Here is a 12,183-nt window from a genome sequence, read left to right as displayed (position 1 = left end):
ACCTGCGCCGCAGGTCCAGATCAAAGCGTCACAGTCACGACTTTTTGCCCCTTAACGGCCAAACCGACGAGCCCGTCACACATACGCAACGCATCGTGGCCAAACACCTCGCGGCGCCACCCCTTCAGGGCGGGAACATCACGTTGCCCCCCTGCCAAGGCATCGAGATCAGCAGATGTTGCGATCAGCTTTTGCGCCACACCTTCTTGATCCGTTTTCGCCTTGAGCAGCACGCGCAACATGTCGGCCAGCGCCGGATTTACCTGAAGTTTCGCACGTGGGTTTTCCACCTTTGGCATATCTTCGGGCTTTACGTTTTGCCCGTCTTTGACAGCCTTTAGAATTCCTTGGGCGATGTCGCCTTTGCGCGCCTCGCGAAGCAATAGGCGCGAACGCCCCAAATCCTGCTCACTCTGAGGCTTGGTTGACGCAACTTCGACCAAGGCATCGTCCTTAAAGACGCGGCTGCGTGGAATATTGCGTTCTTGCGCGTAAGTCTCGCGAAAACGTGCCAATTCACGTACAATCGCCAGAAAACGACCCGACTGCGTCCGCGTTTTGACCCGTTTCCATGCTTCATCAGGATCAGCCTGATATGTCGCGGGATCCTTGAGAACCGCCATTTCTTCAGCGACCCATTTCTTGCGACCTGATTTATCCAGCTGCTCCGAAAGGAATTCATAAATGTCGCGCAAGTGCGTAACATCAGCCAATGCGTATTTGGCTTGCGCATCCGTCAACGGACGGCGCGACCAATCGGTAAAGCGCGAAGATTTATCCAAATCGGCCTTTGCCACCTTGCGCACGAGGGTTTCATAACCAACCTGCTCACCAAAGCCACACACCATCGCGGCGACTTGTGTATCAAACAAAGGCTCTGGAATGACGCCGGCATCGACAAAAAAGATCTCAAGATCCTGACGTGCAGCATGAAAGACCTTCACCACGCCAACATCTTGGAACAGCGCATATAGTGGATCGAGCGATAACCCCTCTGCCAAAGGATCAACGAGAACCGCGTCAGCACCCTTTTCGTCTTGATAGGCAAGCTGCACCAAACACAGTTTTGAATAATAGGTCCGTTCGCGTAAAAACTCTGTATCTACAGTCACATATGGCCGCTTCGCCGCCTCGTTACAGAATTCTGCCAAGGCTTCGGTCGTAGTGATCTTTTTCATGCGTCGTCCGTCAATCGTTCAATACTAGGCCACAGTGGTAACGTTTGATAAGCGATTGACCCCAAAATGAAAAGGTCACACCTCGCCTAGCCGTCAATGAACAGCGGGGTGCGATCCCCAGCGGCGTATCGCTGCAACACTTGTGGGTAGAGCTTGTGCTCGAGCGGCAGCAACCGCGCGGCCAATGTGTCGGGCGTATCATCGGGATCAATCGCAAGTTTCGCCTGTCCCAAGATCGGCCCGCCATCAAGTTCGGCAGTGACCTCGTGCACAGAGCATCCGTGTTCTTTGTCACCTGCTTCCAATGCGCGGGCATGTGTGTGCAGCCCTTTGTATTTGGGCAGCAATGATGGGTGAATGTTTAACATCCGCCCTTCCCATTGGCTTGTGAACGCGGGCGTAAGGATGCGCATAAACCCGGCCAGACAGATGATATCTGGCCGGGCCTTTTCGAGCGCATCTTGCAACGCCGCCTCAAAGCCCGCACGATCCTTGCCAAAAGGTTTGTGATCGACAGCATATGTAGGCACATTGAGCGCACGGGCCTTGGCCAGCCCACCTGCATTCGGATCATTCGACATCACCAAAACAGGACGTGCCGGATGGTTTCCCGTCATGGATTCAACCAGCGACACCATATTGGAGCCGCCGCCAGAAATCAGAATAGCAACACGTTTCGTCACAAAAGCGCGCCCGAATAAGAAACGCCTTCGCCTTTGGTAACGGTACCTAGGTTGTGTACGGTTTCACCAGCCTCGGCCAACAAGACGGTCAATGCTTCGGCCTCTGAAGCGTCAACAGCCAATACCATGCCGATCCCGGCGTTAAAGGTCTTGAGCAACTCAGCCTCTTGCATACCGCCTGTTTCCGCCAACCAGCGGAATACAGCGGGCAATTCCCAAGATGACAAATCAATTTCTGCGCCCAGACCTTCGGGCAAAACACGTGGCAAGTTTTCAGTCAAACCGCCACCAGTGATATGTGCCAGCGCGTGAACGCCCCCTGCCCGCACAGCAGACAAGGCTTGTTTCACATACAGGCGTGTCGGCGCCAAGAGCGCCTCTCCCAAGGTAGTATCTGCGAATGGTGCCTGATCGCCCCAAGCGAGGCCAGACATCTCAACCACGCGACGCACCAGTGAGTACCCGTTTGAATGAACTCCGTCAGAAGCAAGTCCCAACAGCACATCACCTTCGACCACGCCAGCAGGCAGCTCTGCTCCGCGCTCCATCGCGCCAACAGCGAATCCCGCAAGATCAAAATCACCTGCATCATACATGCCCGGCATTTCGGCGGTCTCACCACCAATCAATGCGCAACCAGAGGCCTCGCAGCCAGCGGCAATCCCTTCGATGATGCGGGTCGCTTCTTCGAGTTCGAGCTTGCCTGTCGCAAAGTAATCCAAAAAGAAGAGTGGTTCCGCGCCCTGACACACCAGATCGTTCACACACATGGCGACCAAATCAATCCCGATGGTATCAACGTTGCCAGTATCAATCGCGATGCGAAGCTTTGTACCAACACCATCTGTGGCTGCAACAAGCACCGGATCGGTGTATCCCGCACCCTTTAGATCGAACAACGCGCCAAATCCGCCAAGGCCAGCCATCACACCCGGCCGGGCCGTGCGTTTTGCCGCTGGTTTAATGCGCTCAACCAGCGAATTGCCAGCATCGATATCCACCCCAGCGTCTGCGTAGGTCAGGCCGTTTTTCGTCATTTGGACACCCCATCTTTACGTTGCAGCTGCGATAGCCCAAGCCTTGCCATTTCGCAACGTACAGCGGTGGCTATTCTTCAATTAAATGCGATCACGATACGCTTTGTTAACGATTAGCGTGGCATTTAGTGGATGAGACCAGAAGCCCTCCTCAACTTCGTGGAAATCTCGTATCCCCGTGATCAGCAGGCATTGCGCAGCAATGTGCAGCGCCTGCTGAACCATTCTTCGCGTAACGCCAGAACAATGAAAAGATTGCACAACTGCTTCTTGACGCCTCCGCACGGTCTGATACTCCATGCGCCATGGCGGGCCTGTAGCTCAATTGGTTAGAGCAGAGCGCTCATAACGCTTTGGTTGGGGGTTCAAGTCCCTCCGGGCCTACCAACCGCCGATCATATCAGTCACGCTTCAATCAAATTGCTTCAGCATGCTGGGAGGGATACCCCAACAATTGAGTCGTGAAAATTGTGTATACTATCGTATACAGCCTTTCTGCGCAGATAAATTTGCGCTATGGCAGAAACAGAATCCATCCTTACACGGAGAGACACATGACAAAGATCAAGGTAGAGAACCCCGTCGTCGAACTCGACGGCGACGAAATGACTCGGATCATTTGGGACTTCATCAAGAAAAAACTCATCCTGCCTTATCTGGACATCGACCTGAAGTATTACGATCTGGGCATGGAAGTGCGCGACGAAACCAACGACCAGATTACAATTGATGCCGCAGAGGCGATCAAGAAATATGGCGTTGGCGTCAAATGCGCGACGATCACCCCTGACGAGGCACGCGTTGAAGAATTCGGCCTCAAGAAAATGTGGCGCAGCCCTAACGGTACAATCCGAAACATCCTTGGTGGTGTTGTTTTCCGCGCGCCAATCATCTGTAAAAACGTGCCGCGACTTGTGCCCGGCTGGACTGACCCGATTGTGATTGGCCGCCACGCGTTTGGTGACCAATATAAGGCGACCGATTTCTTGATGCCCGGCGCAGGCAAACTTAGCATGAAATTTGTCGGCGAAGACGGCACTGTCATTGAAAAAGAAGTCTATGACGCGCCATCCGCCGGTGTTGCGATGGGAATGTATAACCTTGATCAGTCGATCATTGATTTCGCCCGTGCATCTTTCAACTACGGCTTGAATATCGGTTGGCCCGTTTATCTTTCGACCAAGAACACGATCCTCAAGGCCTACGATGGTCGCTTTAAGGATCTGTTCCAAAAGGTTTACGAAGAAGAGTTCGAGGAGCAGTTCAAGAAAGCTGGTATCTACTACGAACACCGCCTGATTGACGATATGGTTGCCTCTGCAATGAAATGGTCCGGAAAATTTGTTTGGGCGTGTAAAAACTACGATGGCGATGTTCAGTCCGATACCGTTGCACAGGGCTTTGGCTCTTTGGGACTAATGACATCGCAGCTGATGACGCCCGATGGGAAAATTGTCGAGGCAGAAGCCGCACACGGCACCGTAACGCGCCACTATCGTCAGCATCAGGCGGGTCAGGCAACATCGACCAACTCGATTGCGTCGATCTTTGCTTGGACGGGCGGCCTAAAGCACCGCGCCAAACTGGACGACAACAAACAGTTGATGGGCTTTGCCTCAACGCTGGAAAAAGTGATCGTCGATACGGTTGAAAGCGGCTTCATGACCAAAGATCTCGCGCTGTTGGTTGGCCCAGATCAAAGCTGGCTAACCACCGAAGGTTTCCTCGAAAAGATTGACGAAAACCTAAACGCAGCGATGTAAAAGCGATATGGGGGCGGAACATTCCGCCCCTTTCCTTTTGGCGCGATGCCCTCTTGTGAAGGTCAACAATATTGACCTACGGTCCCGCCATGACCGAATCTGCGCAAACTCCAAAACACAGCCGCATTGATGATATCCAAGGCTTGGGCCTTGGTGTTTTTCTATGCGGCATTGGCCTTCATATTCTGACACATGTCGGCCTGATCACTGGGCAAACCGCTGGTCTAGCCGTGATCATTAGCTATCTGAGCGGCTGGTCGTTCGGTGCAGTTTTCTTTGTACTCAATATTCCGTTTTACGTCCTCGCCTACCGGAGATTGGGTCCGGCTTTTACGGCAAAGTCGCTCTTGTCCGTGACGCTGCTTTCAGTGGTGACTGAATTACTGCCACATGGTTGGCAAATGGGCACAATTGAACCTTGGCTCGGTGCTGTGATTGCTGGCTGCGTCACAGGGGTGGGATTGATTGTCATGTTCCGACACAACGGGTCACTTGGCGGATTCGGCGTGCTTGGCCTCATTATCCAAGACACAACGGGATTCCGGGCGGGTTATTTCCAACTGATTGTTGATGCTATTTTGTTCGGCGTCGCGTTCTTTATTCTGCCACCACATTTGGTGATCTGGTCATTGTTGGGGGCAGTCATCATTAACCTGAGTATCGCAGTCAATCACCGCCCCGACAGATATGTGGCGCGCTAGTCGTCGGTTGCAATAAAGGTGCCGACACCCTCGAACTGATCAAATTCAAGCGCCGTCACCCCACCGATTTCTTCGGCAGACGGACCATAAAATGTCGCGTCCAAACTAGAGGCCGAGGTCGTACAGCCAGATGTACAGATCAAATCGCCGCTGAAACCATTTTCAGATACTGATGCGGCGTCGAGCGACAAGATAACGTTCGTGCTATCGTTGACGTCCCCATTCAATGTCCCGTCAACATTTCCACTGAAATCAACATCGAGGCTAATCGCACCTTGATATTCAGCCTCAGCGCCGACGATCTGACCAATGGCGAGGAAGTCCCCAGTATAAGTCGCAGTACCGCTTGGGATGTCTGATGCTGGGGTTTCGGTTCCGACAACAAGTCCCGTTTCGCCAAATACCCCGCCCGTGGCATCGAATACGGTGACCTCAATTGGGGCAACAAACTGGCCTGCGCGATCTTCTTCATAGATGACAGCGACATCCTTGCCGTCGCTCATACGGCCCGAACCATTGGTGACCGTGACCGTTTCGCCAAATAGTTCCAGCTCTGCATCCAATGGCCCGCCAGTTAGGAACCCACTGTCCAAAGTGATCGTCATGCCGTCTGCAATGTCCGCACCCTGGCCAGGGCGATACGTCGCTGAAGTTACTGAAACTTCCTCACCCGTGATGTCAGGCAAACTCGGCGGTGGCGTTGTTACTTCCTCACCGCCACTACCACCACACGCAGACACAGTCGCTAAGATCAGCAAAAGAGAAGCAGTGGTTCTAACTGGCATGAAGTGTGTCCTATGTTGCTTGGCAGTTTGGAGAAACTGCATGTTAATTTCTTGGCCTGCCCACCATAGACAATTCCAGCGCGACTGCGATACCTGATTAGTTGAAAGCTATTAATTTTGCGCAAACCTGCCAATGCTGCTTTTGCCACGTAAAAAGATTGAGATCGCCCCCACAAATGCCCCTGCACTACATTCACCTGATCCTCGCCATTATCACCGAGACAATTGGCACATCCGCGCTTCAGGCCAGCGCGCAGTTCACACGATTTTGGCCATCGGTGTTGGTGGTCGTTTCCTATGCCGCGTCATTTTACCTGTTGGCGCTTGCGCTCAAGGTCATGCCAGTTGGAATTCTCTACGCCATCTGGTCCGGGCTTGGCATCGTCCTGATTGCGGCGATTGGCTATGCGATTTTTGGCCAAAAGCTTGATCTACCGGCAGTTCTTGGGATTGCGTTGATCCTTGCAGGTATCCTTGTGATCCATCTCTTTTCGAACACATCCACGCACTAACGCGCCGTCTTGATAATAAGGGCTAGATTTTGCTGCGATTGCACGGTATCCGCGCGGCAACTTACCCAAAAGGCAGACTTATGGATATCCGCAATATCGCGATCATCGCGCACGTTGACCACGGCAAGACTACTCTTGTTGATGAACTTCTCAAGCAATCCGGCGTATACCGGGAAAACGAAGCTACCCAAGAACGGGCGATGGACAGCAATGACATCGAACGTGAACGTGGGATCACCATTCTGGCGAAATGTACGTCTGTCGAATGGAAAGGCACACGGATCAATATCGTTGATACCCCCGGCCACGCCGACTTTGGTGGCGAAGTTGAGCGCATCCTGTCCATGGTTGACGGCGTTGTCCTACTGGTTGACGCGGCCGAAGGCCCGATGCCCCAGACTAAATTTGTGACGTCTAAGGCGCTTGCGCTTGGTCTGCGCCCCATTGTTGTTGTGAACAAGGTCGACAAACCCGATGGTGAGCCTGATCAAGCTGTAGATGCGGTATTTGACCTCTTTGCCGCGCTCGAAGCTGACGACGAACAGCTGGACTTCCCAACCATGTATGCCTCTGGTCGTTCTGGCTGGTGTGACAACGAATTGGACGGACCACGCGAGAACCTTGACGCCCTGTTCGACAAAATTGTTGAGCACGTCCCAACGCCCAAGCAGATCGAGCATAAAGACGAGCCGTTCAAAATGCTGGCAACAACCCTATCTGCTGACCCGTTCATCGGTCGGATTCTGACGGGCCGTGTTGAAACCGGCACATTGAAAGCGGGCGACACCATCAAGGCTTTGTCACGCACGGGCGAAAGAATCGAGCAATTTCGCGTTTCAAAAATCCTCGCCTTCCGTGGTCTGCAGCAGCAGCCAATCGACGTTGCCGAAGCTGGCGATATCGTGACGGTAGCTGGTATGACCAAAGCGACCGTTGCTGACACACTATGTGACGTTAGCATCGAAGAACCGATCCCTGCCCAGCCGATTGATCCACCGACCATCACGGTGACCTTTGGTATCAATGACAGCCCGCTTGCTGGCCGCGACGGCAAACACGTGCAGTCACGCGTTATCCGCAACCGTTTGGAAAAAGAATGCGAAGTGAACGTTGCGATTAAGATCGCTGACACCCCCGGTGGTGACGCATTCGAAGTATCCGGCCGTGGCGAATTACAGATGGGTGTTTTGATCGAAAACATGCGCCGCGAAGGCTTTGAGCTGTCGATCTCACGCCCACAGGTTATCTTTACCGAAGAAGACGGCCAGCGCATGGAACCTGTCGAAGAAGTCACCATCGACGTAGATGATGAATACACAGGTGTTGTGGTCGAAAAACTGACCGGCCCACGCAAAGGTGACTTGGTCGAAATGAAGCCAGCCGGTGCTGGTAAAACCCGCATCATCGCGCATGTGCCGTCACGCGGTCTGATCGGTTATCACGGCGAATTCCTGACCGATACGCGCGGTTCTGGAGTATTGAACCGCATCTTCCACGGTACAACGCCGTACAAAGGTAAGATCGAAGGCCGCCGTCAGGGCGTTCTGATTTCGATGGAGAACGGCACATCTGTCGCCTTTGCTCTGTGGAACCTCGAAGATCGCGGTAAGATGTTCATCGGTGCGCAGGAACCTGTGTATCAAGGGATGATCATCGGTGAACACAGCCGTGAAAACGACCTTGAGGTGAACCCGCTGAAAGGTAAAAAACTGACCAACGTCCGGGCATCCGGCACCGATGAAGCGGTGCGCTTGACCCCTCCAACCATCATGTCGCTGGAACAGGCGATTGCCTATATCGACGATGATGAACTGGTCGAAGTCACACCAAACGCTGTGCGCCTGCGCAAGCGTTACCTTGACCCACACGAGCGTAAGCGCCAAGCGCGCGCAAGCTGATATATCTGCATTTTTGCACAGGGCGGCCCGCATGGCCGCCCTTTTTCTTTGCGCAAACACAGCTATCTTGTTTCCCAACAAAGGAGACAATCATGCGCAAGCTACAAACTCAAGGCGTGCATCACATCACGATCACCGGCGCCGACCGCCAGTCCACGATTGATTTCTGGGAGGGTGTGCTAGGCATGCCATTTGTTTTTGAACAGCCCAATCTGGATGATCCAAATCAAGGCCATCTTTACTTTGATCCCGGCGACGGGCGGTTGATTACAGTATTCACGGCCGAGGATCGCACACCCAAACGCCAGATCGTGGATCAATCGCAAGGTTACCTGCACCATCTGGCATTTAACGTATCAAAGGTCACGTTTGATCAGGCCGTTGAACGCCTCAAAGCGCGGAAAATCCCGAACTCCGGCCCCAAGGATCGCGGGTTCATGGATAGCATCTATTTCCGTGATCCATGTGGCATGTTGATCGAATTGGCCAGCTACCGCTTTGAACCGCCAGAAGGCTTCACGCACACGGATGTGCTTCATCGTGCCCACCGTATTCGCGTGGCGGTAGGAGCGGATCACATCGACAAGGTTCACCTTGCCGACGCCATTCAGGAATTGGTCGGGGAAAGTGCGCCAACCCTATCATAAAAAAGCGCGGGTTAGACCCGCGCTTTTCTTATTCAGTGATCTCAACAACCATCAATTCACGTTCTGATGCACCACGCGCGTGGTCGAGCGCGGCTTGATAAGCGGCGGAATTATAGCAATCGACCGCTGCCTCAACCGATGGGAACTTGGCCACAACATTGCGTGGGCGTTCCTTGCCTTCTAGCTGCACAAACCGACCACCACGGGCCAAAAACGTGCCGCCATGCTCTGCAATCGCTGGGCCCGCGAGTTCGGCGTATTTCTTGTAGGATGCTTCATCCGTTACGGTGACATGGGCAATCCAAAGCGCGCTCATTTTAATCCCTCCAATACGGATTTTGCAGCGGAAATCGCAGCCTCTGCATTTTCGGCCGATGCTCCGCCACCTTGGGCCATATCGGGGCGGCCACCGCCACCTTTACCGCCCAACTCAGGCGTCACAGCGCGTAAAATGTCGACCGCAGATACACGATCTGTCATATCCTTTGTCACGCCAACGGCCACGGCCGCTTTGCCACCGGCATCTGCGATCAATAGAACCGCGCCGCTTTCCATCTGTGCTTTCATTTCGTCGATGAGCGCAGGTAGGTCTTTGCCCGTCACGCCTTGTAAAACCTGCGCCTGAAACGCAACGCCGTTGATCACCTCGGTTGGTGCGGCCTCTTTCGCGCCGCCACCCATGGCGACCTCACGACGTAGCTGTGCGACCTCGTTAGAAAGCGCTTTGCGTTCATCCATCAGCGCCTTAACGCGTGCGGCCAGTTCGGATGCGGGGGCTTTCAGTACAGCTGCTGCTTCGGTCAGTTGTTTGTCTTGTTCGCGCAGATAATCAAGTGCCGCCTGCCCTGTTAGCGCTTCGATCCGGCGGACACCTGCACTGCTCGCACTGTCGCCGAGCGCAACAAACGCGCCAATTTCGCCCAACTGTTTGACGTGCGTACCACCGCAAAGCTCTAGCGAATAGGTATCACCGGAAAGCCCTTTGCCAGAACCATCCTGACGACCCATCGACACAACGCGAACCTCATCACCGTATTTTTCGCCAAACAAGGCCTGCGCACCCAATGCGCGGGCATCATCAGGGGTCATAATCCGCGTTTCAACGGTGGTATTCTGACGAATAATCGCGTTCACGTCACGCTCGACCTGCGCGATTTCTTCGCTGGTCAGCGCCTTGGTGTGGCTAAAGTCAAACCGCAAACGATCCGGCGCATTCAACGATCCGCGCTGCGCAATGTGATCACCCAGCACTTCGCGGAGGGCTTCGTTCAATAGGTGCGTGGCCGAGTGGTTCGCCTGGATAGCGCTACGGCGATCCACGCCGACTTCCAAGGTGGCGCCTTGTCCTTTGGTAATTGTACCTTCAGTGACTTTCGCAAAATGGATGTAAACACCAGCGACCTTTTTCGTGTCCGTAATTTCTGCGACACCTGTTTCGGTACGCAAGATACCCGCATCGCCAACCTGACCACCGGCCTCGGCATAGAATGGTGTTTGGTTAAGCACGATTTGCACATCAGCATCGGCGCTATCGACCAGTTCACCACCTGCAACCAAGCCGACAATTTGTCCTTCGGCGTTCAGTGTATCGTAACCCAAGAAATCCGTTGTGCCGTCTTGTTCGGCCAGATCAAACCAAATTGCACTATCAGCTGCCTCGCCAATACCGGACCAAGCTGCGCGGGCTTTGGCCTTTTGCTCGGCCATAGCGGCATCAAAACCGTCCGTATCAACTGTCCGTCCCTTTTCGCGCAGCGCATCTTGGGTCAGATCAAGCGGGAAGCCGTAAGTATCATAAAGTTTGAAAGCTGCCGCGCCCGGTAATGCATCACCGTCTGGCAGATCAGATAGTTCATCATCGAGCAGCTTAAGGCCGCGCTCCAATGTCTGTTTAAAACGCACTTCCTCGTTCAACAGCGTTTCTTCGATCAATCGCTGGCCCTGCCCCAGCTCAGGGTAAGCGGCCCCCATCTGTTGAACCAAGGCAGGCACCAATTTGTGCATGACCGGGTCTTTGGCACCGAGCAAGTGTGCGTGACGCATCGCGCGGCGCATAATCCGGCGCAGTACATAACCGCGCCCTTCATTTGATGGCAAAACGCCTTCTGCGATCAGGAAGGATGTCGAACGCAAGTGATCAGAAATCACACGGTGATGGACATTTTGATCGCCGAAAGGATCAGTGTTTGTCGCGTGGGCTGACGCCTCGATCAGTGCCTTAAACAGGTCCGTCTGATAGTTATCATGGCTGCCCTGCAAAAGCGCTGCAATCCGCTCTAGCCCCATGCCGGTATCGATGGACTGCATATCAAGCGCGCGCATCGAGCCATCTTCGAACTGCTCGTTTTGCATGAAAACGACGTTCCAGATTTCGATAAAGCGGTCACCATCCTCTTCGGGCGAGCCTGGAGGGCCACCCCAAATGTGATCGCCATGGTCGTAGAAGATTTCGGTGCAAGGACCGCATGGGCCGGTTGGCCCCATCTGCCAAAAGTTATCAGATGTATCGATACGGATGATCCGATCCTCTGGAACACCAACTTTCTTCCAGATTTCAAAGGCTTCATCGTCAGTGTGATAAACCGTGGTAAGCAGTCGTTTCGGATCAACACCAAACTCTTTGGTCACCAGCTCCCACGCGAATGGAATAGCCTCGGATTTAAAGTAGTCGCCAAACGAAAAGTTACCCAGCATTTCAAAGAAGGTGTGGTGCCGCGCCGTGTATCCGACATTGTCCAAATCATTGTGTTTACCCCCAGCGCGGACACATTTTTGTGCTGTGGTCGCACGCTGATAGTCGCGTGTTTCGACACCTGTAAAACAATTCTTAAACTGAACCATACCCGAGTTGGTGAACATCAAAGTGGGATCATTGCGCGGGACAAGAGGGCTAGAGGCAACAATCTGGTGACCCTGCTTTTCGAAGTAGTTCAAAAACGTGGATCGGATATCAGCAAGACTGGTCATGGCAGGCTTTCA

At 53.6% G+C, this 12,183-nt stretch carries 11 protein-coding genes and 1 tRNA gene; 6 read left to right on the top strand and 6 right to left on the bottom strand.

The annotated features are described in order from the left end of the window. Positions 1-20: 20 nt before the first annotated feature. The 3 genes from rnd to purM all read right to left on the bottom strand — a co-directional run bounded on the left by rnd (position 21) and on the right by purM (position 2,898). Positions 21-1,178 (bottom strand): ribonuclease D, encoded by a 1,158-nt coding sequence (gene rnd / locus TW80_RS04135; protein WP_045996050.1) that lies wholly within the window; start codon positions 1,176-1,178, stop codon positions 21-23. 86 nt (positions 1,179-1,264) lie between these two features. Beyond that, positions 1,265-1,861 (bottom strand): phosphoribosylglycinamide formyltransferase, encoded by a 597-nt coding sequence (gene purN, locus TW80_RS04130; RefSeq protein WP_084625710.1) that lies wholly within the window; start codon positions 1,859-1,861, stop codon positions 1,265-1,267. Beyond that, positions 1,858-2,898, bottom strand: coding sequence for a phosphoribosylformylglycinamidine cyclo-ligase (gene purM / locus TW80_RS04125; protein ID WP_045996049.1), 1,041 nt, complete (start codon positions 2,896-2,898; stop codon positions 1,858-1,860). Before purM ends, purN begins: the two co-directional genes overlap by 4 nt. A 310-nt stretch (positions 2,899-3,208) precedes the next feature. Here purM and TW80_RS04120 point away from each other — a divergent pair. The 3 genes from TW80_RS04120 to TW80_RS04110 all read left to right on the top strand — a co-directional run bounded on the left by TW80_RS04120 (position 3,209) and on the right by TW80_RS04110 (position 5,362). After that, positions 3,209-3,285, top strand: a tRNA-Ile gene (locus TW80_RS04120). Positions 3,286-3,452: 167 nt separating this feature from the next. After that, the gene (locus TW80_RS04115) at positions 3,453-4,661 is read left to right on the top strand and encodes an NADP-dependent isocitrate dehydrogenase (RefSeq protein ID WP_045996048.1); all 1,209 of its coding nucleotides are present in this window, start codon (positions 3,453-3,455) and stop codon (positions 4,659-4,661) included. An 89-nt stretch (positions 4,662-4,750) separates the two neighbouring features. Next, entirely contained in the window at positions 4,751-5,362 is a 612-nt protein-coding gene (locus tag TW80_RS04110; protein WP_045996047.1) for a YitT family protein, read from the top strand. On the opposite strand, the gene TW80_RS04105 is transcribed toward TW80_RS04110, so the two are convergent. Then, complete coding sequence (locus TW80_RS04105; protein WP_045996046.1) at positions 5,359-6,147, bottom strand: transferrin-binding protein-like solute binding protein; 789 nt, start codon at positions 6,145-6,147, stop codon at positions 5,359-5,361. The two genes, TW80_RS04110 and TW80_RS04105, sit on opposite strands and share 4 nt — an antisense overlap. 176 nt (positions 6,148-6,323) lie before the next feature. Between TW80_RS04105 and TW80_RS04100 the strand changes: the two genes are divergently transcribed. The 3 genes from TW80_RS04100 (at position 6,324) to TW80_RS04090 (ending at position 9,204) form a co-directional block, all read left to right on the top strand. Then, positions 6,324-6,659, top strand: coding sequence for a DMT family transporter (locus TW80_RS04100; RefSeq protein ID WP_045996045.1), 336 nt, complete (start codon positions 6,324-6,326; stop codon positions 6,657-6,659). Positions 6,660-6,739: 80 nt separating this feature from the next. After that, positions 6,740-8,557, top strand: coding sequence for a translational GTPase TypA (gene typA / locus TW80_RS04095; protein ID WP_045996044.1), 1,818 nt, complete (start codon positions 6,740-6,742; stop codon positions 8,555-8,557). Between the two features lie 92 nt (positions 8,558-8,649). Then, a complete protein-coding gene (locus TW80_RS04090; RefSeq protein ID WP_045996043.1) occupies positions 8,650-9,204 on the top strand; it encodes a VOC family protein in 555 nt (184 codons plus the stop codon). 28 nt (positions 9,205-9,232) lie between these two features. Here the strand turns inward: TW80_RS04090 and TW80_RS04085 are convergent, their stop codons facing one another. Together TW80_RS04085 and alaS are read right to left on the bottom strand one after the other, a co-directional pair. Beyond that, on the bottom strand, positions 9,233-9,520 hold the full coding sequence (locus TW80_RS04085) for a DUF1330 domain-containing protein (RefSeq protein WP_045996042.1): 288 nt from the start codon (positions 9,518-9,520) through the stop codon (positions 9,233-9,235). Continuing rightward, on the bottom strand, positions 9,517-12,171 hold the full coding sequence (gene alaS / locus TW80_RS04080; RefSeq protein WP_045996041.1) for an alanine--tRNA ligase: 2,655 nt from the start codon (positions 12,169-12,171) through the stop codon (positions 9,517-9,519). The genes TW80_RS04085 and alaS overlap by 4 nt, the downstream gene beginning before the upstream one ends. Positions 12,172-12,183 lie beyond the last annotated feature (12 nt).

It is taken from the genome of Loktanella sp. S4079, from assembly GCF_000967725.1.
Taxonomy (GTDB): domain Bacteria; phylum Pseudomonadota; class Alphaproteobacteria; order Rhodobacterales; family Rhodobacteraceae; genus Yoonia.
The sequence above is the reverse complement of the archived record's forward strand: the minus strand, read 5'-3'. Positions and strand labels throughout refer to the sequence as shown.